This is a genomic window from Caryophanon latum (assembly GCF_001700325.1).
Classification (GTDB): Bacteria; Bacillota; Bacilli; order Bacillales_A; family Planococcaceae; genus Caryophanon; species Caryophanon latum.
The window spans coordinates 1-26,001 of record NZ_MATO01000016.1; the positions used below are offsets into that span (position 1 = coordinate 1).

At 43.6% G+C, this 26,001-nt stretch carries 18 protein-coding genes and 2 pseudogenes; all 20 read left to right on the forward strand.

What is annotated here, in order from left to right:
- The first annotated feature begins 463 nt into the window (after positions 1-463).
- Positions 464-1,258, forward strand: a complete 795-nt coding sequence (locus tag A6K76_RS04420; protein WP_066462515.1) for an undecaprenyl pyrophosphate synthase — start codon at positions 464-466, stop codon at positions 1,256-1,258.
- Positions 1,258-2,049, forward strand: a complete 792-nt coding sequence (locus A6K76_RS04425; protein WP_066462520.1) for a phosphatidate cytidylyltransferase — start codon at positions 1,258-1,260, stop codon at positions 2,047-2,049. Before A6K76_RS04420 ends, A6K76_RS04425 begins: the two co-directional genes overlap by 1 nt.
- A gap of 22 nt (positions 2,050-2,071) precedes the next feature.
- A complete protein-coding gene (locus A6K76_RS04430) occupies positions 2,072-3,217 on the forward strand; it encodes a 1-deoxy-D-xylulose-5-phosphate reductoisomerase (RefSeq protein WP_066462521.1) in 1,146 nt (381 codons plus the stop codon).
- Between the two features lie 31 nt (positions 3,218-3,248).
- Positions 3,249-4,514, forward strand: coding sequence for an RIP metalloprotease RseP (rseP, locus tag A6K76_RS04435; RefSeq protein ID WP_066462522.1), 1,266 nt, complete (start codon positions 3,249-3,251; stop codon positions 4,512-4,514).
- A 735-nt stretch (positions 4,515-5,249) separates the two neighbouring features.
- A complete protein-coding gene (locus A6K76_RS04440; protein ID WP_066462528.1) occupies positions 5,250-6,956 on the forward strand; it encodes a proline--tRNA ligase in 1,707 nt (568 codons plus the stop codon).
- Positions 6,957-7,094: 138 nt separating this feature from the next.
- Positions 7,095-10,034: pseudogene (locus tag A6K76_RS04445) on the forward strand (PolC-type DNA polymerase III); the annotation flags it as partial.
- A 909-nt stretch (positions 10,035-10,943) separates the two neighbouring features.
- Positions 10,944-12,347: pseudogene (locus tag A6K76_RS04450) on the forward strand (PolC-type DNA polymerase III); the annotation flags it as partial.
- A 212-nt stretch (positions 12,348-12,559) separates the two neighbouring features.
- Complete coding sequence (rimP, locus tag A6K76_RS04455; protein ID WP_066462531.1) at positions 12,560-13,030, forward strand: ribosome maturation factor RimP; 471 nt, start codon at positions 12,560-12,562, stop codon at positions 13,028-13,030.
- Between the two features lie 25 nt (positions 13,031-13,055).
- Positions 13,056-14,186: a transcription termination factor NusA gene (nusA, locus tag A6K76_RS04460; RefSeq protein ID WP_066462532.1), complete on the forward strand. Its 1,131-nt coding sequence runs from the start codon at positions 13,056-13,058 to the stop codon at positions 14,184-14,186.
- Positions 14,187-14,221: 35 nt separating this feature from the next.
- The gene (gene rnpM / locus A6K76_RS04465; protein WP_066462534.1) at positions 14,222-14,500 is read left to right on the forward strand and encodes an RNase P modulator RnpM; all 279 of its coding nucleotides are present in this window, start codon (positions 14,222-14,224) and stop codon (positions 14,498-14,500) included.
- Positions 14,500-14,820 (forward strand): YlxQ family RNA-binding protein, encoded by a 321-nt coding sequence (locus A6K76_RS04470; protein WP_139108648.1) that lies wholly within the window; start codon positions 14,500-14,502, stop codon positions 14,818-14,820. Before rnpM ends, A6K76_RS04470 begins: the two co-directional genes overlap by 1 nt.
- 75 nt (positions 14,821-14,895) lie before the next feature.
- On the forward strand, positions 14,896-16,809 hold the full coding sequence (infB, locus tag A6K76_RS04475; protein WP_342669487.1) for a translation initiation factor IF-2: 1,914 nt from the start codon (positions 14,896-14,898) through the stop codon (positions 16,807-16,809).
- Positions 16,809-17,087 carry a DUF503 domain-containing protein gene (locus A6K76_RS04480; RefSeq protein WP_066462536.1) on the forward strand — a complete coding sequence of 93 codons (279 nt, stop codon included), beginning with the start codon at positions 16,809-16,811 and terminating at the stop codon, positions 17,085-17,087. Before infB ends, A6K76_RS04480 begins: the two co-directional genes overlap by 1 nt.
- 16 nt (positions 17,088-17,103) lie before the next feature.
- The gene (rbfA, locus tag A6K76_RS04485; RefSeq protein WP_066462537.1) at positions 17,104-17,448 is read left to right on the forward strand and encodes a 30S ribosome-binding factor RbfA; all 345 of its coding nucleotides are present in this window, start codon (positions 17,104-17,106) and stop codon (positions 17,446-17,448) included.
- 245 nt (positions 17,449-17,693) lie between these two features.
- Positions 17,694-18,605, forward strand: coding sequence for a tRNA pseudouridine(55) synthase TruB (gene truB, locus A6K76_RS04490; protein WP_066462538.1), 912 nt, complete (start codon positions 17,694-17,696; stop codon positions 18,603-18,605).
- Between the two features lie 14 nt (positions 18,606-18,619).
- Positions 18,620-19,564 carry a riboflavin biosynthesis protein RibF gene (ribF, locus tag A6K76_RS04495; RefSeq protein ID WP_066462539.1) on the forward strand — a complete coding sequence of 315 codons (945 nt, stop codon included), beginning with the start codon at positions 18,620-18,622 and terminating at the stop codon, positions 19,562-19,564.
- Positions 19,565-19,912: 348 nt separating this feature from the next.
- A complete protein-coding gene (gene rpsO, locus A6K76_RS04500) occupies positions 19,913-20,182 on the forward strand; it encodes a 30S ribosomal protein S15 (protein ID WP_066462540.1) in 270 nt (89 codons plus the stop codon).
- 338 nt (positions 20,183-20,520) lie between these two features.
- Entirely contained in the window at positions 20,521-22,632 is a 2,112-nt protein-coding gene (pnp, locus tag A6K76_RS04505) for a polyribonucleotide nucleotidyltransferase (RefSeq protein ID WP_066462541.1), read from the forward strand.
- 292 nt (positions 22,633-22,924) lie between these two features.
- On the forward strand, positions 22,925-24,157 hold the full coding sequence (locus A6K76_RS04510; protein ID WP_066462542.1) for a M16 family metallopeptidase: 1,233 nt from the start codon (positions 22,925-22,927) through the stop codon (positions 24,155-24,157).
- A gap of 798 nt (positions 24,158-24,955) precedes the next feature.
- Positions 24,956-25,996, forward strand: a complete 1,041-nt coding sequence (locus A6K76_RS04515; RefSeq protein ID WP_066462543.1) for an aspartate-semialdehyde dehydrogenase — start codon at positions 24,956-24,958, stop codon at positions 25,994-25,996.
- Positions 25,997-26,001: the final 5 nt, after the last annotated feature.

Below are 26,001 nucleotides of genomic sequence, written 5' to 3' on the forward strand. Positions count from 1 at the left end.
TGACCAACATCGTGTTCGCCGCCGAGCCCCAGGAATTTATCTGCCTCGAGTAACCGCAGAGGCAAAGCGAGCCGCAATACGCTTCTGCCAATTGATTGGCTAATCAACACGCTTGTAGGAAAAGCAAAAATTTTTTGCGACCAGTAATCGTAAAGGCACCCGAGACGAAAATCGCAGAACAAAGGCTACGTTCTTAGCGTCTATGCAACAACGCCATTGTGACTAACATCGTGTTGCCATCCGCGAAAAGCGTCCGTCGAAACAAAAGAGTGAACGGTTACAGTATTAAGTTCAATGTATATAGCGCTTTTATCGGCGCAATAAAATCACATGTGTACTATGAATTAGCGGGCATTTGAAATGAAGGTGTGACGCAAAACTTCATGAAACATAAGGTAATTTGCAGTAGATTTTGATATGATAATGAAGTACGTTCGATTTGTAGTCAGTGGAGGAAAAGTAAATGTTAAAAAAATGGTTCGGGAAAACGGAAACGTTGCCGCTAAATGAATCTTTTGAAGAACGTGTACAACAGGCGACTGAGCATACGGTGCCAACGCATATCGCCATTATTATGGATGGCAACGGACGCTGGGCGAAGAAGCGTAACTTGCCGCGTGTTGCGGGGCATCATGAAGGCATGAAAACAGTGCGCAAAATTACACGTTTTGCAGACCGACTTGGCGTCAAGGCGTTAACGGTGTATGCATTTTCAACAGAAAACTGGAAGCGACCACGCACCGAAGTAGAATTTATTATGAAGTTGCCGCAGGAGTTTTTAGGTGATTTTTTACCAGAGATGATTGAGCGTAACATTCGTGTTGAAACAATCGGAGAGCCAGAGCAATTGCCAGCGCATACGAGAAAGTCGTTAGCTGAAGCGATGGAGGCAACGAAGCATAATACAGGGCTTGTGTTAACATTTGCACTCAATTACGGCAGTCGTGCTGAAATTATTCAAGCAACGCAAAAAATTGCGCAAGCTGTACAAGCAGGGGAATTGCGCGTAGAAGATATTACCGAGCAAACGATGAATGAGGCATTAATGACGGCAAGCTTACCTGAGCCAGAATTGTTAATACGCACAAGTGGAGAGGTGCGTTTAAGCAATTTTATGCTATGGCAGTTGGCGTATACAGAGTTTTTCTTTACCGATATTAATTGGCCTGATTTTTCGGAGGAGCATTTGCTAGAAGCGGTTGAAAGCTTTCAAGGAAGAGATCGTCGCTTTGGCGGATTAAAAGGAGGAGAAGCGTAGTGAAAACACGCATGATCACAGGTGTAGTGGCAGCAGCTCTTTTCATTCCATTTGTGCTATATGGCGGTTTACCTTGGTCGATTTTAGTGTATGCACTTGCGGCGATTTCAATGTATGAGTTGCTGAAGATGAAGGATATATCGATTTTCTCAGCGCCAGGCGTCATGGGGACATTGGCGCTATTTGTTTTGCTGTTACCGACACAATGGGCAGTGAAGTTACAGGAATGGACGACGTATGACAAGCTAGAGCTATTATTTTTAGTTGTATTAGCGCTACTTGTTTATTCAGTTGTTGTGAAAAATAAATTTACGTTTGATGGCATTGGCTTTATTATTATGAGCGCGATGTATGTCGGACTTGGTTTTCATTATTTCATCGAAGCACGTGCAGAAGGTGTTGTTTATTTAATTTTTGCGTTCGTTGTCGTATGGACGACGGATTCAGGCGCATATTTTACAGGGCGCAAATTTGGAAAACGCAAACTATGGCCGCACATTTCACCGAACAAAACGGTGGAAGGCTTTGTCGGCGGTATCGTCATCGCGATTATTGCCGCGGTGATCATGGAGCTGATTTATCCGTTTGCACCTTCTTGGACGATGCTTATTATTGTAACGATTATTTGCTCGATTTTCGGACAAATTGGTGACTTAGTGGAGTCTGCGATTAAGCGTCATTACAACGTGAAAGATTCAGGGCGCATTTTACCTGGACATGGTGGTATTTTAGACCGCTTCGATAGTTTATTATTCGTTATACCGCTTTTACATTTTTTACACTTTATGTAGTGTCGGAAAGGACTTATAACAAATGAAAAAAATTAGTTTACTCGGTGCAACTGGTTCGATTGGCTTGCAGACGATTGATATTTTAGAGCAACACGCAGATCAATTTCAGCTTGTTGCATTTTCATCAGGACGCAATATGGAGGCGACGCGCAATATTTTACGTAAGCTAACACCACAGCTCGTATCAGTAATGACTGCTGACGATGCACATGCACTACAGCAGGAGTTTCCAAACGTAGCGTTTACATATGGCAACGACGGACTTGTCGAAGTGGCGACGCATCCAGAAACGACGGTGCTCGTCAATGCGGTGCTAGGCAGTGTCGGGCTGGCGTCAACGCTTGCGGCTATTCGCATGGGCAAAACGATTGCGATTGCGAATAAAGAAACGCTCGTAACAGCGGGGCATTTAGTAATGAGCGAGGCGAAGAAATATAACGCACCGATTTTACCAGTAGATAGCGAGCATTCAGCGTTATTCCAGTCAATGAACGGCGAAAACATAAAGCGCATTGAGCGTTTAATTTTAACCGCTTCTGGTGGCTCATTCCGCGATAAAACACGTGCCGAGCTTGAAGGTGTAACGGTAAAGGATGCGCTGAACCATCCAAACTGGTCAATGGGTGCAAAAATTACGATTGACTCGGCGACGATGATGAACAAAGGGCTTGAAGTGATCGAAGCACACGTTTTATTCGATATGCCGTATGACAATATCGACGTGTTATTGCACCGTGAAAGCATCATTCATTCGATGGTTGAATATAGCGATACGAGCGTCATGGCACAGCTTGGTTCACCAGATATGCGCGTGCCGATTCAGTACGCACTTAGCTATCCAGACCGTCTGCCGATTGCGAATGCACAGCGCTTAAACTTAGCACAAATCGGTCAGTTGCACTTTAAAGAAGTGGATTTTGATCGTTATCGTGCGCTGAAGCTTGCGTACGATGCAGGGCGTGCAGGTGGAACGGTGTTAACGGCGATGAACGCGGCGAATGAAGCGGCAGTTGCACTGTTTTTAGATGAGAAAATTACGTTTTTACAAATTGAAGAGTGCATCGAGCGTGTGATGGATGCACACAACAACATTTTACTGCCGGATTTAGAGACAATTTTAGCGGTAGATAGTGAAACGAGAAAAATTGTGCAGAGCATGGTAAAATAAGCAAAAGCATTGAGAGATGAGGGTGACAAGTATGCAAACAGTTTTAGCCTTTATCGTCATTTTCGGTGGGCTTGTTTTTTTCCATGAGCTTGGACATTTCTTATTTGCAAAACGTGCGGGTATTATGGTGCGCGAGTTTGCGATTGGGATGGGACCGAAAATTTTTGGCGTCACAAAGGGCGAAACCATTTATACGATTCGTTTATTACCAGTTGGTGGTTATGTGCGCATGGCGGGCGAGGATACAGACAGTGTAGAGCTAAAGCCAGGCTACCGCATTGGTGTCATTTTAAATGATGACAATGAAATCGAAAAAATGTATTTCAATCAAAACAAAACGTATCCGAACATTTACTTTTTAGAGGTGGAGCGTGCGGATTTAAACCGCGAGCTATGGGTGGAAGGCTATAACGAGGACGAGGAGCTTGTGCGCTTTAACGTTGCGCGCAATGCAGTGCTTGTCGAAAATGGTGTAGAAACAATTATCGCACCGTACGATCGCCAATTTAATTCAAAATCAGTTGGCGCGCGTACGATGACGATTTTTGCAGGGCCGTTATTTAACTTTATTTTAGCGTTCTTTATTTTTATGGCACTGGGCTTTATGCAAGGTGTACCAACGAACGAGCCGATCATTACGAAAGTTGTGCCAGAATCACCAGCTGCAGTTGCGGGTATGGAAGATGGCGACCTCGTAACGAACATTAACGGTACGACCATTTCGGAGTGGAATGACTTAGTTGCGATCGTGCAGGAGTCGCCAAAGGAATCGCTAACGGTAAATGTTGAACGTGATGGAGCGCCACTTACGTTAACGATGACACCAGAAGTCATTGAGCAAGACGGTGAGCAGTTTGGACAAATTGGTGTGCAGTACGCTTCGCCGATGGAACGTATCGTCAACCCGCTTGAAGCGGCATGGTACGGCGCTGTATCAACATATGAAGGGACAATTCGTATTTTTGAAGCGTTAGGCGATTTAGTGACAGGGCAATTCTCACTGGATAAGTTAAACGGTCCAGTCGGCATTTATAAAACGACGGAAATGGTCGCAGAAGACGGTGTGTTCCAGCTAATGCACTGGGCAGCGATGCTTTCGATTAACCTTGGTATTATGAATTTACTGCCATTGCCGGCGCTTGACGGAGGACGTTTAATGTTCTTCGCAGTGGAAGCGGTGCGCGGCAAGCCAATTGATAGCCAAAAAGAAGGCATGGTGCACTTTGTCGGCATTATGCTGCTAATGGCGTTAATGGTTGCCGTAACGTGGAACGATATTCAAAACTTTTTCTTCTAAATTCGTCCGTATGTGGCGAAACAATGGTAAAATAGCACAGTATATTGAACTGTGGCATGTCGTTGGCTTTGAGTGGATTTGTCAAATATTGACTAGCACTCAAAGCCAAATTTGATTATGCTAAACATGGGCGTGTTGATTAGCTGATTGTAGTGTCTCATGTTGCTTTTCACATCGAGGCAGGCTTTCCGCGGGCGTGGCTTGAGCCTCCTCACCGCAAGCGGTTGCGGGGTCTCAAGTCTCACGCTTATCCCGCTGGAGTCCGCCTCTCGTTTCAAGCAACAGCAGTTTCCTACGTGATCAGTAATGAATTACAGTATAATACATGCTTAAGGCTTAAAATGTTCGATGTGTATTCTATAGCACAATCGAGGTCGTTTCTTGTATTCATGTATAACCTGTAATGTTTAATGGCTGGAAGCGTCGCGGCAAGACTCCTAGGGGAATAGCTCGTGCCTCAAGATCCCACAGACACGAAGAATGAGTGTCGAGGAGGCTTGAGGAAGGCGATAAGCGCCACGTCCATGTGGCATCGCCTTCATGACAAACTTCGTGTTCGCCGCCGAGCCCCAGAACTTTTGCGACGAGTAACCGCAGGAGCACCGCGAAGCCGCATGACGCGACCAGACATACATGAGAGCCATTAGTGACTGTTCGCATATATATGGTGAGCTGCTGATTCACTAGCTAATCAAACACATGAAACATATTAACTTAAAAGGTGGAACTTTTATTATGAAACAAAGTAAAACATTTATTCCAACATTGCGTGAAGTACCAGCAGATGCGGACGTAAAATCGCACAAGCAATTGCTACGTGCAGGCTTCATTCGTCAAAATGCGAGCGGTATTTATTCATATTTACCACTTGGTCGTCGCGTATTAGCGAACATCGAGCAAATTGTGCGTGAGGAAATGGAAGCCATTAATGCAATCGAATTATTAATGCCAGCAATGCAAGCAGCGGAGCTTTGGCAAGAATCAGGTCGTTGGGAAGCATACGGTCCAGAGCTTATGCGCTTAAAAGATCGTCATGACCGCGATTTCGCATTAGGAGCAACTCACGAAGAGGTGATTACTTCTTTAGTGCGCGACGAAGTGAAATCATACAAAAAATTACCGTTATCACTGTACCAAATTCAAACGAAATTCCGCGATGAAAAACGTCCACGCTTCGGCTTGTTACGCGGTCGTGAGTTCATTATGAAGGATGCATACTCATTCCATGCGACGCGCGAATCATTAGATGAAACGTATGACGATATGTACCGCGCATACTCAAACATTTTTACGCGCCTTGGTTTAAACTTCCGTGCGGTAATTGCAGACGCTGGTTCAATCGGTGGTAAAGGGACGCACGAATTCATGGTGCTATCTGAAATCGGGGAAGATACAATCGCATACTCAGATTCTTCTGATTATGCAGCGAACATTGAAATGGCTGAAGTTGTAACACAATATACAGCGAGCGACTTGCCGATGAACGATATTGATAAAGTAGCAACACCAGATCAAAAGTCAATCGAAGAAGTGTCAGCTTTCTTAAACGTGCCAGCTGACAACTGCATTAAAACGTTAGTGTTTAACGTAGACGGTGAGTTAGTCGTTGTGTTAGCGCGCGGCGACCACGAAATTAACGACATTAAATTAAAAAATGCGTTAGAAGCAACGTCTGTTGAATTAGCGGATGAAAAAGATGTGCTTGCATTAATCGGCGCAAACATTGGCTCAATCGGTCCGGTGAAATTACCAGTAGATGTGAAAGTCGTTGCGGATAAAGCGATTAAATCAATTCGTAACGGTGTTGCTGGTGCGAATGAAGACGGCTTCCACTACGTAAACGTCAATCCAGAGCGTGACTTTGCGGTAAACGATTATTTAGACATTCGCTTCGTTCAAGTAGGCGATCCTTCTCCAGATGGGCAAGGGGTTATTCAGTTCGCTGAAGGTATTGAAGTTGGTCATATTTTCAAGCTAGGTACAACGTATTCAGAAAAAATGGGTGCAACGTTTTTAGATGATCAAGGGAAAGCGAAACCGTTCATTATGGGTTGCTACGGCATCGGGGTGTCACGTATTTTAGCGGCAGTGGCAGAGCAGTTCCAAGACGAAAGTGGCTTTACATGGCCGAAGCAATTAGCGCCATATGATGTACATTTAGTGCCGGTAAACACGAAAGACGAAGCGCAAGTTAGTTTAGCAGATGATTTATATTCTTTATTAAAATCATATCGCTACGACGTGTTATATGACGACCGTGCAGAGCGTGCAGGTGTGAAGTTTGCAGACGCAGACTTAATCGGCTTACCAGTGCGTGTAACAGTTGGTAAAAAAGCTTCTGAAGGTTTAGTTGAAGTGAAATTCCGTCAAACTGGCGAATCATTCGAATGGCAAAAAGAAGAGTTAATCGACCGTTTAAATGAGTTTTTCCGCACAAACTAATTCGTGGAAAGACACGCTTGAAACAGATAAAATAAAAGTAGAGTGTGTAGCGCATTTTACAAAATTAGAGCTGGCGTAGCTACGCCAGCTCTAATTTTTTCGCGCGAGCACAGATTGAAGAAAGTGTAGGTGACAACTATGTCAACGACTCAGGAGGCGCAGCAACGCTTTCAAATTTTATTACAGCAGCTCGATTTAACAGAGGATGTGTACATGTCATTTTTTGAACGCGGGGAATTAACGCGTATGACGGTGCATAAAACGAATCGACAGTGGCATTTTCATGTGAAGCTACCGCAAATTTTACCGTATAAATTATATGAATTATTCATCGTGCGACTGCGAGAGCGCTTTTCCGGCATTGCTGCGATTCAGCTAACGCTTGCGACGGAGCACCCTGAAGTAACAGCAGCACTTGTCCATGATTATTGGCAATTAGTGCTTGAAAGTATGGACGGGCTTTCACCGCCGATGCGCGAGCGCTTCAGCAGCCAACAACCACAGTGGACAGGTAATAAATTGCAGCTCGTTTGTGCGCAGCAAGTGGAATATTTAACGTGCAAAAATAAGTACGCAAATATTATTTCGGAGCATTACGGTTATTTCGGCTTCCCGCATATGCACGTTGAATTTGATTTACAGGAAAATCGCGATGAGTTCGAGCGCATGCAGCAGGAGTTTTTAGAGCAACGTTCACGTGAGGAGGAGGCGCTTAGCCAACAGGCGATTCAGATGGCGCAACGTAGTTTACGTGCAAGTAAAGAGGAGGAAGCAGCAGCTGAGCAAAATATCCCAGCAGGACCGATTCAAATTGGTAAGCCATTGCAAGACGTTAGCCAAATTACAGAGCTAAAGCGCATTCAAGAGGAGGAGCGTTTCGTCGTTGTAGAAGGGTATGTGTTTGACGTCGAAGTAAAAGAGCTAAAATCAGGGCGCTATATTGCGACGCTAAAAATTACCGATTACACCGATTCGTTCATCGTCAAAATGTTCTCGAACTCAAAGCAGGACGTGGCGCTCATGTCGATGCTGAAAACGGGTATGTGGGTGCGCGTCGGTGGTGGCGTGCAAAATGATACGTACTTGCGCGACTTAGTGATTATGGGGCGCTCGATTACCGAAATTTCGCGTGAATCGCGTAAAGATACGGCAAAGCCTGAAGAAAAGCGTGTGGAGCTTCATTTACATACGCCGATGAGCCAAATGGATGCAGTGACACCAGTAAGTAAGCTCGTTGCACAGGCTGCCAAATGGGGACACCCTGCCGTTGCGATTACCGATCACGCCGTCGTGCAATCATTCCCTGAGGCGTACGCAGCCGGCAAGAAAAACGGCATTAAAATTTTGTACGGCTTAGAGGCATATTTAGTCGATGACGGTGTGCCGATTGCGTATGACGTTGAGCATATCGATTTAGAAAACGCTACGTATGTCGTATTTGACGTTGAGACGACTGGTTTATCTGCGGTGTACGATACGATTATTGAGCTTGCGGCGGTGAAAATTCGAAACGGTGAAAAAATCGATGAATTTTCGAGCTTTGCGAATCCGCACCATAAATTATCGGCAACGACAATCGAGTTAACAGGCATTGAAGATAAAGATGTAGAAAACGCACCGGAAGTCGAGGAAGTTATTCGCAAGTTCCACGATTGGATCGGCGACGACAGCATTTTAGTTGCCCATAATGCATCGTTTGATATGGGCTTTTTGTACACGTCGTATAAAAAGTTTCATATTGCGACGACGCACCCAGTCATTGATACGCTTGAGCTTGCGCGTTTTTTATATCCAGATATGAAGTCGCATCGTTTAAACGTGCTATGTAAAAAGTTCAACATCGATTTAACGCAGCATCACCGCGCTATTTATGACTGTCGTGCTACCGGAGATTTGTTGCTGCATTTGATGAAGGAAACGGTGGAAAAGTATGACATTGTGTACCATGACGATTTGAATAAATACGTCGGTGAGGGAGATTCGTACAAGCGTGCGCGTCCGTATCACTGCACGATTTTAGCAGTCGATGATGACGGCTTAAAAAACTTGTTTAAAATTGTGTCCGATGCGCATGTGAAAACGTATTACCGCGTGCCTCGTGTAACGCGCTCGTCGCTTATGCAGTATCGCAAAGGCTTAATTGTCGGAAGCGGCTGTGATAAAGGGGAAGTATTCGAAGGGATGATGCAAAAGCAGCCTGAAGAAGTCGAGGAAATGGCGAAGTTTTACGACTACATCGAAATTATGCCAAAGCCGGTATACGCGCATTTGTTAGAAGGTGAGCGTGTACAAAATGAATTTCAGCTAGAGGATATTATTCGAAAAATCGTGAAGCTTGGTAAAAAGCTAGGCAAGCCGGTCGTTGCAACAGGAAACGTCCATTATTTAAACAAAGAAGATGCGATGTTCCGCCAAATTTTAATCGGCTCACAAGGCGGGGCAAATGCGCTCAATCGCTACAAGCTACCGGAAGTGCATTTTCGCACGACGAACGAAATGCTTTCGGAGTTTGACTTTTTAGGTGAGGAGCTCGCAAAAGAAGTTGTTGTGACGAACACGCAGCTAATTGCCAACATGATTGGCGATGTGAAGCCGATTAAAGACGATTTATATACACCGAAAATTGAAGGCTCTGATGAAGAAGTAACGAATTTGACGTATGAAATGGCGCATGCGATTTACGGTGAGACGTTACCGGACATTGTCGAAGCGCGCATTCAAAAGGAGCTGAAGTCGATTTTAGGGCACGGTTTCGGGGTAATTTATTTAATTTCGGCAAAGCTCGTAAAAAAATCACTCGCAGACGGTTACTTAGTAGGCTCGCGTGGCTCGGTCGGCTCCTCGCTCGTCGCGACGTTTATGGAAATTACCGAAGTAAATCCATTGCCACCGCATTACATTTGCCCAGATTGTAAACATTCTGAGTTTATCGCGGATGGCTCGGTTGCGTCAGGCTACGATTTACCGAACAAGCAATGCCCAAAATGTGGCGCCGATTATAAAAAGGACGGGCAAGACATTCCGTTCGAAACGTTCCTTGGGTTTAAAGGGGATAAAGTTCCAGATATTGACTTAAGTGCGACACGTTGCTAGTTGAAAAGACTAGCCACCATTATTGGTAGAACTGCTATTTCGAAGTGTGGAATGACGGAGTAACGCCCCGAAACACACTCGCTGAAGCTACGACATGCAAGCGGATGACTGCAAAACTGAAACTTGTATGAAGCTCGTTAAAGTAGGCTGAAGTTCACCCAAACAGTACGGCTGTGGAAAGGGAGACATCCTGTGAATGATAGGTCTGGCGTCTAAAAACTTCCTATGGTTAGAATCAGTACAATGACTGGGACGAACCCTCGATTGACTTTTCGTGAATATCACGTAGTAGAAATGCTATGGGGTCCAAATTAGGGCTTCTAGGTATGGATGAGTAAGCGTTTGGTTATGAAAATCCATCTTGTGTTACAGGCACATGCAAGCCGAGCGGAATTTAGGGGGAACCTAAGGGAAGATGTACAGATAGAAATAGTGGAACGTGTGAAGCTCCGAACGTAAGAGGAAGTTGCATTCCGATGACGACGGTGTAAGGAAAGGCTTTTGGCTATAACTTACTTAAACGGAGTGGCAGTAGTGCCGTAGTACCGATTAATGAAATGCCGAAGATGACTGAATATCCAATAGGTCGGAGGATAAAACATTTCAGAGGGAAGGGCACAAGTCGTTTTCGTTCAAGCTTGTTGATTTATTTTGCATAGTAGTCTACGAGTAACGTTAAGATAGTGCAATCGCTGGGCGTGTGGTGAGATTTCTTGAAGAATAGCTCGTGCCTGAAGAACGCGAGCCGCATAAAACGACTAGCAGACATCAAAATGAATCAATGAATTTAAATCAGTAAAACGATGGAACGCCGTGTGAGTGTGAAAGCCTCATGCACGGTGTGGGACGGGGGAAAAGCTGGTGATAACTTCAAAGGCTTACCTATCGTCATATTTCTCCGGCGAATATCAGCCACAAGCGCATAACTACACGAAAGTGCTGTTTGGTGAGGATTATGTTTTCCGTGCTGGCACGATCGGTACCGTTGCTGAAAAAACTGCGTACGGTTACGTAAAAGGCTACGCAACAGACAATAATTTAATGATTCGCCCGCCTGAAGTGGATCGTCTCGTACAAGGTTGTACAGGCGTAAAGCGAACGACAGGGCAACATCCAGGCGGTATTATCGTTGTTCCAGATTACATGGACATTTACGACTTTACGCCAGTGCAATATCCAGCCGATGCGCAAGATTCAGAATGGAAGACGACGCATTTTGACTTCCACTCGATTCATGACAACATTTTAAAGCTCGATATTCTCGGACACGATGATCCGACGATGATTCGCATGCTGCAAGATTTATCGGGCATTGATCCGAAAACAATTCCGACTGACGATCCGATTGTTATGAACATTTTCTCATCGACAGAATCGCTCGGTGTCACACCGGAGCAAATCGGTACGAAAACAGGGACGCTCGGCATTCCAGAGTTCGGTACAAAGTTCGTCCGTCAAATGCTTGAGAGCACGAAGCCGTCAACGTTTAGTGAGCTCGTGCAAATTTCAGGGCTGTCGCACGGTACGGACGTATGGCTCGGCAACGCGGCAGAGCTCATTAAAGAAGGAACGTGCGTGCTATCAGAAGTAATCGGCTGTCGTGATGACATTATGGTGTATTTAATTTATCAAGATTTAGAGCCGTCATTTGCGTTTAAAATTATGGAATCGGTGCGTAAAGGAAAAGGCTTATCAGAAGAGATGGAAGCGGAAATGCGTGATAAAAAAGTCCCGGAATGGTATATCGATTCGTGTAAAAAGATAAAATATATGTTTCCAAAGGCTCACGCGGCTGCATACGTACTCATGGCAGTGCGTATCGCGTGGTTTAAAGTGCATTACCCAATTTTATATTACACAGCGTACTTTACCGTGCGTGCGTCAGACTTTGATTTACTAACGATGACGAAAGGCTCGCAAATGATTCGTTCCAAAATTGACGAAATTAATTTGAAGGGGCTTGATGCAGCACCGAAAGAGAAATCTCTACTAACGGTGCTTGAAATTGCGCTTGAAATGTGTGAGCGTGGTATTACGATGCAAAAGGTCGATCTATATCGCTCCGAGGCGGCGGATTTCGTCATCGATGGACAGACAATCATTCCGCCATTTAATGCAATTCCAGGGCTAGGCGAAAACGTAGCGAAGCAAATTGTAGCAGCGCGTAAAGATGGGGAGTTTTTATCGAAGGAAGACTTGCAACAACGCGGTCGTGTATCGAAAACGCTCATTGAATATATGGATCAAATGGGGTGCTTAGAGGGCATGCCGGATGCGAACCAATTATCGTTGTTTTAATGAAACACCGCTTTTTTCGTGATGATGCGTTTGCAATTGCTGTAGGAAGTGTGCGCATTGCTTATGTGACGCGGCTTTCGATTTGCATTCTAGTGCTTACTATGCTATTCTAGTTAATAATTAATTGTTGAAAAACAAACGTTGATGAAAGAGTGGGACCTTCCCGCTCTTTTCTCTTTGTTTGCGAGTAAGACAGAAGTCAGGGGGATTTTATGAGCAATGTAACGTCAGTTATCGAAGCGTATGTCACGCCGATTGTCGAAGAGCTAAATTTAGTGTTAGTCGATGTCGAATTTGTTAAAGAAGGTCGTGACTGGTTTTTACGCGTCTATGTAGATACTCCTGAAGGCGGGATTGATATTGAGCAATGTGTACAAGTGAGCGAACGCTTGAGTATTGTACTGGATGAACACGATCCAATTGAGCAAAACTACTATTTAGAAGTATCATCACCAGGGGCAGAGCGTCCACTAAAAACAGACGACGATTATCACAATGCCATTGGAAAACTCGTTTTCGTCAAAACATATGAACCAATTAAAGATATGAAAGAATTTCTTGGCACGTTAGATTTTTATGATGGACAAACATTACAAGTTACGATTCGTATTAAAACACGTAAAGTAACAGTAACAATCGAAAAAGAAAAAGTTGCGCTTGCTCGTCATGCGATTGACTTTTAGCATAATTTAGGAGTGAATAAATAAAATGGGCAGTGAATTGCTAGATGCGCTAGTTGCGCTTGAAACAGAAAAAGGTATTTCTCGTGAGGTTTTAATTGAAGCGATTGAAGCAGCTTTAGTAACAGCATACAAACGCAACTTCAATCAGGCGCAAAATGTGCGTGTAGATTTAAATTTAGACAAAGGCACAATGCTTGTATTCTCACGTAAAGACGTTGTAGATGAAGTAACGGACGACCGTCTAGAAATTTCATTAGAAGATGCACAAATGATCAACCCGGTATTTGAAATCGGTGACATCGTAGAGCAGGAAGTAACGCCGAGCAACTTCGGTCGTATCGCCGCACAAACAGCGAAACAAGTCGTAACGCAGCGTGTACGTGAAGCGGAGCGTGGTAAAATTTACGAGGAGTATGTAGAACGCGAAGATGACATCGTAAATGGCGTTGTAGAGCGTCTTGATGCACGTAACATTTACGTAGGTATTGGCAAAATTGAAGCGGTATTACCGGTCAACGAGCAAATTCCAGGTGAAGCGTACAATCCGCATGACCGCATTAACGTCTACATTACGAAAGTAGAGCGCACAACACGTGGTCCACAAGTTGTCGTATCTCGTACACATCCAGGTTTACTTCGCCGCTTATTTGAAAAAGAAGTGCCTGAAATTTTCGAGGGACTTGTTGAAATTAAGTCGATTGCGCGTGAAGCAGGTGACCGTTCAAAAATTTCTGTTTACACAGAAACGGAAGAAATCGATCCAGTTGGTTCATGTGTAGGAACAAAAGGTGGTCGTGTGCAAACGATCGTTAACGAGTTAAACGGTGAGAAAATCGACATCGTAGAATGGTCAGAAGATCCGATCGTATTCGTTGCGAATGCACTTAGCCCATCAAAAGTGTTAGACGTACAAGTAAACGAAGAAGAAAAATCGACGACAGTTGTTGTTCCAGATTACCAATTGTCATTAGCAATTGGTAAACGTGGTCAAAATGCGCGTTTAGCAGCAAAGCTAACGGGCTGGAAAATCGATATTAAATCAGAGACAGATGCGCGCGAACTAGGCATTTATCCATCTGAAACGAGCGCTTACGTGCAGGAGCAATTCTCACAAGAGGACGTAACAGTTGATTTATATCAAGATGACGAAGAATAATAAGTAAAGTCGATTGAAAAGGGAAGGTGATTCTCATGGCGATCCAAAAGAAAGTACCTTTACGAAAATGTGTCGCTACGGGTGAAATGTTGCCGAAAAAGTCGATGATTCGCGTTGTGCGTTCAAAGGAAGGCGAAGTATCTGTAGATGTTACAGGGAAAAAGTCTGGACGCGGGGCATATGTTTCAAAATCCGAGCAAGCAGTAGAAATTGCCCGTAAAAAAAATGTTTTAGGTCATCAGCTTGAAGCAGAAGTACAAGAGGAAGTGTACGAAGAGCTTTTACGCATCATTCGTCGAGAAACAATTTTATGATGACACCACAGCAACAAATTATTCAAATGCTTGGTCTTGCTGCGCGTGCTCGTAAAATTATTACCGGAGAAGAGCTTGTCGTAACAGCGGTTCGCAACGGTTCTGCCAAACTTGTATTCCTTGCAGACGATGCATCAAAAAACAGCAATAAGAAAATTCAAGATAAATGCACGTATTATAAAGTGCCGTATGCGATTTTTGGCGATCGATATACACTTGGCCAGGCAACAGGAAAAGAAGCTCGCGTCACAGTGGCGATTACAGATGCAGGCTTTGCAAAGAAGCTGAAAAGTTTAATCGCGCAAATTAACGAAGCGTAACACCAAAAAACGGAACATACATCTTTAACGTATGCAAAAAAATCTATGAGAGAAAAAGGGTATCAAAATATAAATATGACACAAAATTCTAATAATAATTCTAATAATAATCGTAGCAACAATAACAACAATCGTCGCGGAGGCAATCAACGTCCAAGACCAGGTATTAATGGAGGAAAGCGTCGTACGCACCGTCCACAGCCGGTTCCAATGAAGCAAAAAGAATTGCCAGAAAAAATTACTTTCTATGAATCATTATCAGTAGCGGAGTTAGCGAAAAAGTTACACCGTGAACCTTCTGAAATTATTAAAAAATTATTCATGCTTGGTGTAATGGCAACAATTAACCAAGAGCTTGATAAAGATGCAATCGAATTACTTTGTGCAGATTATGGCGTAGAAGTAGAAGAAGAAATTCGCATCGACAAAACAGATTTAGACACATACTTCGATGAAACAATCGTTGTTGTAGATGAAGATGCACTTGAAGAGCGTCCACCAGTAGTAACAATTATGGGGCACGTTGACCATGGTAAAACAACGTTACTTGACTCAATTCGTAACACAAAAGTAACAGCGGGTGAAGCGGGCGGAATTACGCAACATATCGGGGCTTATCAAGTAGAAGCAAATGGTAAAAAAGTAACATTCCTAGATACACCAGGACATGCTGCATTCACAACGATGCGTGCGCGTGGTGCATCTGTAACAGATATCGCCATTATTGTAGTAGCAGCTGATGATGGTGTAATGCCACAAACGGTTGAAGCGATCAACCATGCTAAAGCAGCAGAAGTACCAATTATCGTAGCGGTAAACAAAATGGATAAGCCATCTGCAAATCCTGACCGCGTACAACAAGAATTAACAGAGCACGGCTTAGTACCTGAAGCATGGGGTGGCGAAACGATTTTCGTGCCGATTTCTGCTTTAAAAGGTGAAGGCATCGATGAATTACTTGAAATGGTTCTTTTAACTGCTGAAGTTGGAGAGCTAAAAGCAAACCCAACACGTACAGCAATCGGTTCTGTAATTGAAGCACAATTAGATAAAGGTCGCGGTGCAGTTGCGACACTTTTAGTGCAAGACGGTACGTTACGTGTAGGCGATCCAATCGTAGTCGGTCACGCATACGGTCGTGTTCGTGCAATGGTGAACGATTTAGGTCGTCGCGTGAAAGAAGCGGGTCCATCTACACCAGTAGAAGTAACGGGCTTAAACGAAGTACCGCAGGCGGGAGACCGTTTTGTAGTGTTCGGCGATGAAAAAACAGCTCGTCAAGTTGGTGAGTCTCGTTCGATGACAGCAATTCAAGCGCAACGTACAGAAAAGACACGTGTAACGCTTGATAACTTATTCGAACAAATGAGCCAAGGCGAAATGAAAGAATTAAACTTAATCGTAAAAGCTGACGTACAAGGTACAGTGGAAGCGATGGCTGCATCACTTATGAAAATCGATGTAGAAGGCGTAAACGTGAAAATTATTCACACAGGCGCAGGTGCAATTACAGAGTCTGATATTTCATTAGCGGCTGCATCAAATGCAATCGTAATCGGCTTCAACGTACGTCCTGACGTAAACGCAAAACGTGCAGCAGATGAAGAAGGCGTAGATATCCGTTTACACCGCATCATCTATAAAGTAATCGAAGAAATCGAGCAAGCAATGAAAGGCTTACTTGATCCAGAATTTGAAGAAAAAATCGTTGGACAAGCAGAAGTGCGTCAAACAATTAAAGTTTCAAAAGTTGGTACGATTGCTGGTTCTTACGTAATCGAAGGTAAAATGGTTCGCGATGCAGGCGTACGTGTAATTCGCGAAGGCATCGTTGTATTTGAAGGCGAGTTAGATTCATTAAAACGCTTCAAAGATGATGCGAAAGAAGTAGCAAAAGGTTACGAGTGTGGTATTACAATTAAAGGCTACAATGATGTTAAAGAAGGCGACATTATTGAAGCATTCGTAATGGAAGAAATTAAACGCTAATGATCGTGTACGCTGAATGTGAGTTTATGATTCATACAGCACACTCGTTAAAAGAAAAGCGCGCCGTGTTGAAAAAAATGACGACGCGCACGAAGCAAAAGTTTAATGTGTCGGTTGCTGAAATCGACCATCAAAATGTATGGCAACGAACGCGAATTGCGCTCGTTGCTGTTGCATCTTCAAAACTTGCAGCAGAGCAAGAAATTCAACGTGCCATTCGTTTTTTGCAGTCCAACCCAGAGTGGGAAGCAATTGACGTCTGGACCGAAAACTTATAAACAGAGGTGACATGAGATGTCTTTACGTTCAAATCGTGTTGCAGAGCAAATGAAAAAAGAGCTTGGTGATATTATTACACGCAAAATTAAAGACCCACGAGTTGGCTTCATCACAGTAACAGATGTAGCAGTAACAGGGGATCTGCAACAAGCGACTGTATATATTACATCACTTGGTAACGACCGTGAGCGTGCAGAAGCATTAAAAGCGTTGGAAAAAGCGTCAGGCTTTATCCGTACTGAAATTGGTTCACGCATTCGCTTACGCCGTACACCAGAAATTTTCTTCGAGTTTGATTCTGCGATTGCATACGGAAACAAAATCGACGCATTACTTCGTTCATTGCACGAAGAGAAATAATCGTTCAGTACGTCTACAGATTGTTCGCGTTGTACGGCTCGCTTTCCCGGGGCGCGGCTTGAGCCTCCTCACCGCAAGCGGTTGCGGGGTCTCAAGTCTCGCGCTTTTCCCCGAGGAGTCTCGCCGTAACGCTTCCAATCTGCTCAACGTCGGTTTACCGGACAGTGACGTGAATGAACATAAATTATAAAAAGCCTGCTCTGCATGAATTATGCGGGCAGGCTTTTTTTAGGAGGAAAACAAAGATGAACGGCATTATCCCATTATGGAAAGAGCGCGGCATGACAAGTCATGACTGCGTATTTAAACTACGCAAAATTTTACGCACAAAAAAGGTTGGACATACAGGCACGCTTGACCCAGGTGTTGAAGGCGTGTTACCAATTTGCATTGGCACGGCGACGCGCATTGCGGAATATTTAACAGACGCAGGGAAAACATACGAAGCGGTCATTTCGATTGGGCGTACGACGACGACCGAAGATGCAGAAGGCGACACAGTAGAGGAAAACACCGCGCCAAAATCGTTTACACGCGCACAAATTGAAGACGCGCTTGCTTCATTAACAGGTGTCATTACACAAACGCCTCCGATGTACTCAGCCGTTAAAGTAAACGGTAAAAAATTGTATGAATATGCACGCGCTGGTCAAACAATTGAGCGTCCATCGCGCGAGGTGACGATTTATGACTTAACGTTACTAAGCGATGAAGCGGTATTTGAAGGGGATGAAGTACGCTTTTCAGTGCGCGTTGCATGCAGTAAAGGGACATATATTCGTACGCTTGCTGTTCAAATTGGTGAAGCACTCGGTTACCCAGCACATATGTATGAGCTTGTGCGCACAGCATCTGGTACGTTTTCAAAAGATAACTGCTTCACGCTTGCGCAAGTGGCAGAATTGATGGAAAATGAGCAAATTGACGACGCATTATTGCCGGTTGAGCATGCGCTACGTGACTATCCGTACGTTGAAATTACGGCCGATGTGGAGAAGCAAATTCATAACGGTCAAGTGCTTCCGATGCACACATTACTACAAGAACATGATAAAGTAGTGTTTGGGAAGAATCATAAAGCAGTCGCAATTTATATTGCGCATCCGACGAAAGAGCATATGATGAAGCCAGATAAAATGTTTCCAAATGTAGAATAGAAGGGAGTATGGGTATGGACGTTATTCATTTAAAGTATCCACATCAAATTACGACGCAAGTGCAGCCGACGTCGCTTGCAATTGGTTTTTTTGATGGTGTGCATCGCGGGCATCAGGCGGTAATCACAGAGGCGAAAAAGAAGGCGCAGCAGCTTGGGATTCGATCAGCTGTTATGACGTTTGACCCGCATCCATCGATTGTGCTTGGTGGACGCAATGAACGCGTGTTTTACATTACGCTGCTTGAGGATAAGCTACGTATTTTAGAGGAAATGGGCGTAGATGTTGTGTATGTCGCACATTTCACATCACAGCTTGCTCAGCTATCACCGACAGACTTTATTGAGACATTTTTACGCGAATTAAATGTTAAGCATATTACAGCAGGCTTTGACTTTTCATTCGGAGCGTTCGGCAAAGGCAAAATGACGGATATCGAGGCAGCCGCAAACGGTGATTTTGGTGTAACAGTTATTGATAAGCAGCAATGTGGTGACGATAAAATTAGCTCAACGCGCATTCGTGCTGTGCTTGAAGCAGGTGACATGGAGGAAGCAGCAAAGCTACTCGGTCGACCGTTTGCAACGAGCGGCATCGTCGTACATGGCGATAAACGTGGTCGCACAATTGGCTTCCCTACAGCGAACGTGCAGGAGAAAGAAGGCAGCTTCATTCCAGCGGTTGGCGTCTATGCGGTGCGTTTATTCGTGCAAAATACGTGGTATGACGGCGTATGCAACGTTGGCTACAAGCCGACATTTAAAGACCCAGAAGCAAAGCAACTATCGATTGAAGTACATATTTTTGAGTTTGAGCAAGATATTTACGGCGAGGATGTTGTTGTCGCTTGGTACAAATATTTACGAAACGAGCGTAAATTTGCGGGACTTGAGGCGTTGAAGGAGCAGTTATACATCGATCAACAGCAGGCGATTGATTACTTTGCACAGCAGGTGTAGAAGATAGATGCACGATGTTATTAGCCGGGTATGATGGACGGGAACATTGCGGCGACACTCCTTGGGGAAAAGCCTGAGCTTCGAGACCCCGCAACCGCTCGCGGTGAGGAGGCTTGAGGAAGGTGGTGAACCTATCTTCAGAACAAACATCGTGTTCGCCCCCGGGTTCTAGAAACGCGAGCTGCAAAAGGTGACCGTCGACATAAACACAACAGTTGCACATTGATTTAAACGTGTGCTATAATGCTAAAGTATGTTATTGACATACGAACCTTGGCTAGGCTATTTGTTTCTCCGAACGATGGCGTTGCTAATGGGGATATTTATATTCTAGGAGGTCCATTCAAAATGGCAATTACAAAACAACGTAAAAACGAAATTATCGCTGAGTTCCGTACTCACGAGAGCGACACTGGTTCACCAGAAGTACAAATCGCTGTATTAACTGCTGAAATCAATGCATTAAACGCTCACTTACAAACACACAAAAAAGATTTCCACTCTAAACGCGGTCTTCACAAAATGGTAGGTACTCGTCGTAACTTATTAAAATACTTACGCGAAACTGAAGTTCAACGCTACCGTGAATTAATCAAACGTTTAGGCTTACGTCGTTAATCTTTGCGCATAACGTAAAAAGCGGGAGTATTCCCGCTTTTTATTTATGTATCGAATGTTCCTATAATTAACTTTCATATTAATTCATTATAAAATTAAGTAGTTGATCGTTGTTTATCGTTAAAGTAGCGTGCATTATTGCTCTTAAATGATACAAATAAACGGGTTTTTGACCAAAGTAGGTTCTTGATCGTTCTTCCATGTTGCAAGCACCGATTTTGGAATAAAACTAATTAACGATGATGAAATGCTAAAATTTTTCGCATATAATATAGTAATTTTGGTACACTGTGTATGATACATAGGCAGACATGTACAAGTAGAAAGGGGTTCAGTCAATGAACGATAAAAAAGTCTATTCTTTTGAATGGGCTGGCCGTCCTTTAGTAGTAGAAGTAGGACAGTTAGCAAAACAAGCAAACGGTGCAGCGATGATTCGTTACGGCGAAACAGCAGTGTTAGCAACAGCAACAATGTCAAAAGAAGCAAAACCAACAGATTTCTTCCCATTAACGGTAAACTATGAAGAGCGCTTATACGCAGCAGGTAAAATTCCAGGAGGCTTCATTAAACGTGAAGGTCGTCCGTCAGAAAATGCGGTGTTAACGTCTCGCCTAATCGACCGTCCAATCCGCCCAATGTTCCCAGATGGTTTCCGTAACGAAGTACAATCAATTTTAATGGTCATGTCAAATGATCCAAACTGTCCAGCAGACGTTGCGGCTATGTTTGGTTCTTCATTATCACTTGCGATTTCAGATATTCCGTTTGACGGACCAATTGCCGGCGTACACGTAGGCTACATCGATGGTGAATTTATCGTAAACCCAACGATGGAACAAGCGAATGCATCAACAGTTCACTTAACAGTTGCTGGTAATAAAGATGCGATTAACATGGTAGAAGCAGGCGCGTTAGAAGTACCTGAAGATGTGATGTTAGAAGCGATTATGTTCGGTCATGAAGAAATTAAAAAATTAATCGCGTTCCAAGAGCAAATTGTTGCTGAAGTCGGCAAAGCGAAAAAAGAAGTTGTATTATACGAGCTTGATGCACAATTAACAGCAGCGATTAAAGAAATGGCTGAAGTGGATATGAATACAGCGATCCAAACTGCAGATAAGCAGCAGCGTGAAATTAACATTACAGCGGTTAAAACGCGTGTAGTGGAATCATACGAAGCAGAAGAAGCAGATGCGGATACGATGAAGCAAGTAAAAGCAATTTTAGATAAAATGGTAAAAGACGAAGTTCGTCGCTTAATTACAGAAGATAAAGTGCGCCCAGATGGACGTAAACAAGACGAAATCCGTCCGTTATCTTCTGAAGTAGATTTATTACCACGTACACACGGTTCAGCAATGTTCACGCGTGGACAAACACAAGCAATTTCAATTACAACATTAGGTCCATTAGGTGATGTACAAATTATCGATGGCTTAGGTATTGAAGAAACAAAACGTTTCATGCACCACTACAATTTCCCAGCATTCTCAGTTGGGGAAACAGGTCGTTACGGCTCTCCAGGTCGTCGCGAAATTGGTCACGGTGCGTTAGGTGAGCGTGCAATTTCAGCGGTATTACCTTCTGAAGAGGAATTCCCGTATGCGATTCGCTGTGTAGCTGAAGTTGTCGAATCAAACGGTTCAACATCTCAAGCATCAATTTGTGCATCGGTTATGTCGTTAATGGCTGCAGGTGTGCCAATTAAAGCACCGGTTGCAGGTATTGCGATGGGTCTTGTGAAAAAAGGCGAACACTATACAGTATTAACAGACATTCAAGGCATGGAAGACCATTTAGGTGACATGGACTTTAAAGTAGCAGGTACTGCAAAAGGGATTACTGCACTTCAAATGGACATTAAAATCGACGGTTTATCACGCAACATTTTAGAAGAAGCGTTAACACAAGCGAAAATTGGTCGTATGCAAATTTTAGACCATATGCTACAAACGATTGCAGAGCCACGTACGACGTTATCAGCATATGCACCGAAAATTGTAACGATTAAAATTAATCCAGACAAAATCCGCGACGTTATCGGACCAGGCGGCAAAATGATTAACAAAATTATCGACGCAACAGGTGTTAAAATTGATACAGAGCAAGACGGTACAATTTTCATCGCTTCATCTGATGAAGAAATGATTGCACGCGCGAAAGAAATGATCGAAGCGATTGTACGCGAAGCAAAAGTAGGCGAGTACTACATGGGTACAGTAAAACGCATCGAGAAATTTGGCGCATTCGTTGAAATTTTTACAGGTAAAGACGGTTTATTACACATTTCTGAAATTCAAGAAGAGCGTACGAAGGAAGTTGAAGACGTACTGAAGCTTGGCGATCAGTTACTTGTAAAATGTGTAGAAATCGACAAGCAAGGTCGCGTAAACTTATCGCGTAAAATTGTGTTAAAAGAAGAAAAAGAACGCGCAGCACAACAATAAGCTGTTTGTGTTTTCAATATAACAAGGGGGCTGCGACATGTGCGTAGCCTCCTTTTACGATGGAATAAAATCAGGTCTGTTGATTCGCGGTTTTTATACAGCTGAATCGCTTGTTTTTAACGATAAAACTGGAATTATGGCGGCACTGTGATGGCAGTGAGCGTGCGGCGAGACTCCTTGAGCCGAGCACCAGTACGCACACGACCAGTTAAATAGCTAATCAACATGCTTGTAATAAAATATGAATACGTTTCATATGATCAGTCGAAAACGTAGAAAAGTGAGGAATTACATGGTACAAATTTATACATGTCAAAACGGCGTACGCATCGTGTCAGAGCACGTGCCGTATGTACGCTCTGTTACAATCGGCATTTGGGTAGATGCGGGCTCGCGCTATGAGCTACCGCACGAAAACGGCATTACACATTTTATCGAGCATATGTTATTTAAAGGGACCGCTACACGTTCAGCACATCAAATCGCCCAGGCATTTGACCGCATCGGCGGCGAAATTAATGCGTTCACGTCGAAGGAAAATACGTGTTATTTCACGAAGGTGCTCGATCATCACGGTGAGCATGCGATTGATATGCTCGCGGATATGTTTTTTAACTCAGCATTGCGAGAAGACGATTTAGAGCGCGAACGTCAAGTAGTTGGTGAAGAAATTTTAATGAGTGAAGATGCAGCAGATGACGACATTCACGAAAAGCTTTGGTACGAAATGTATCCGAAAGATGCGCTCGGCTTGCCGATTTTAGGGACGGCTGAAACGCTTGCAACGTTTGATGCGGATATGATTCGCAACTATATGGATAAGCATTATGCGCCAGAAAACGTCGTTATTTCGATTGCTGGGAACATTTCGACGGCATTAATACGTCATATTGAAAAGTTGTTTGGCTATTACGAGCGCACGGAGAAGTTCGTGAAATCTGCGCTAACATATCCTGAATTTACAGCGGGACATTACAAGGAAGAGCGTGATATTGAGCAGTCACATATTGCGCTTAGCTATCCTGCAATCTCTTGTAAAAATCCAGACTTTTACTCGTTCGTCGCGTTGAACAATTTAATTGGTGGCAACATGAGCTCGCGCTTATTCCAAGGTGTGCGCGAGGATCGTGGATTAGCATACAGTATTTATTCATATGAAACGGCGTATGCAGATATTGGCACATTTACGATTTATAGTAGCACGACAAATAAGCAAATGCCGTTACTCGTTGAAACGATCGATGCGACGTTACACGATATTGTAACGAATGGCATTACGCATGAGGAGTTAACGAACGCAAAAGAGCAATTGAAGGCAAGCGTCGTGTTAGGCATCGAATCGATGGAAACGCGCATGAGCCGTAACGGTAAGGCAGAGCTTATTTTCGGTCGCCATAAAACGATTGATGAAGTAATTGCAGGTGTTGATGCGATTTCGATGGAAGCATGCGATCGCCTCATTCAAACGATTTTCACGAAGGAACGTGCAACGGCTATTATTAACGGCACGGAGCAAGAAGCATAAAATAAAAAGGTGTGTTACACGTCAAATGAGACGGGTGCACACCTTTTTTGTGCCTATAACGATATAAAATGGCTCTTCACCATAACTTGGGGTTGCTTTTCACGTCGAGGCAGGCTTTCCGCGGGCGCGGAGGCGAACACGATGTTTGTCATGAAGGTGATGCCACATGGACGTGGCGTTTATCACCTTCCTCAAGCCTCCTCGTCGTTCGTGCCTCACGACTGCGGGGTCTTGAGGCTCGCGCTTTTCCCGCTGGAGTCCGCCTCTCGTTTTAAGCAACTTTTATACGTCAACCCCAGCTTACGGTGATGAACCTATAAAATGGTAATTAACATTTAGAACGAGAACAAGCTCGAAATAAAAAACGGACTTCAGCGCGAAAAGCGAAAATTGTTTTTGCGACGAGTGACCGTACAGGCAAAGCGAGCCGTAATACGCTTTTGCCGATTGAATGGCTAATTAACACGCTTGTAACGAAACATTACAATACATTCACCGTCTATTTACGTTAAAAAGCAAACGGGCATTCTTTTTCACCGCTAAACGAGTAAATGCTCGACATGAAAAAGGGAATTGTGACATCGGTGAAATCGCCAATGAATGCGTATAAATAGTCGTTTATACGTCTATTTATACAATTTTTGAAATAATACGATTTTTGTACTCAATTTAGAAATTGTGTGGTACAATATCACACATTATGGTTCACAAAAACATGTACAAATAATGAAATATGCACAAACAGCTATGAACCTACATACAGAAAAATGATGGATATATTTGAGGAGAGATGACAAAATGACAAAGCAATTAAACGTTGCTGTAGTCGGGGCTACTGGCGCAGTTGGAACAAAAATGATGGAGAAACTAATCGAACGTAATTTCCCAATCAAATCAATTAAATTTTTAGCATCTGCTCGCTCAGCTGGCAACCCAATCGAATTTAACGGCACAACATACAAAATTGAAGAAGCAACACCAGAAAGCTTTGAAGGCGTGGATGTAGCATTATTCTCAGCAGGCGGTTCCGTATCAGCTGCGTTAGCACCAGAAGCAGCTGCTCGTGGCGCAGTTGTAATCGACAACACAAGCCACTTCCGCATGGATCCTGAAGTACCACTTGTTGTACCTGAAGTAAATCGTCACGCATTAAAAACAATTCCTAAAGGCATTATCGCAAACCCGAACTGTTCAACAATTCAAATGGTTGCAGCATTGCAGCCATTACGTGAAAAATTCGGCTTAACGAAAGTCGTTGTATCGACGTACCAAGCTGTATCAGGTTCAGGCATCGCGGCAATCGACGAGTTAAAAGCGCAATCTCAAAACTGGGAAGCTGGTAAAAACGTTGAAGCGAACGTATTACCAGTAAAGTCAGACGTGAAGCATTTCCCAATCGCACGTAACGTTATTCCACAAATTGATAAATTTACGGACAACGGTTACACGTATGAAGAAATGAAAATGATCAACGAAACGAAAAAAATTATGGAGCTTCCTGAATTACACGTTGCGGCAACTTGTGTGCGCGTACCGGTCGTATCAGGTCACTCTGAGTCTGTATACATCGAGCTTGAGCAAGAAGCGACAGTACAAGACATTTTCGCAGCACTACAAGGCGCACCTGGCATCGTAGTACAAGATGACATTACGAACCAAACGTACCCAATGCCATTATTTGCAGAAAACGAAGACCCAACTTATGTAGGACGTATCCGCCAAGACTTAGACAACAAAAAAGGCTTCCACTTATGGATCGTAGCAGATAACTTATTAAAAGGTGCTGCGCTAAACTCAATTCAAATTGCAGAAGCAATGTTAGAGGATAACTTACTATAATAAGA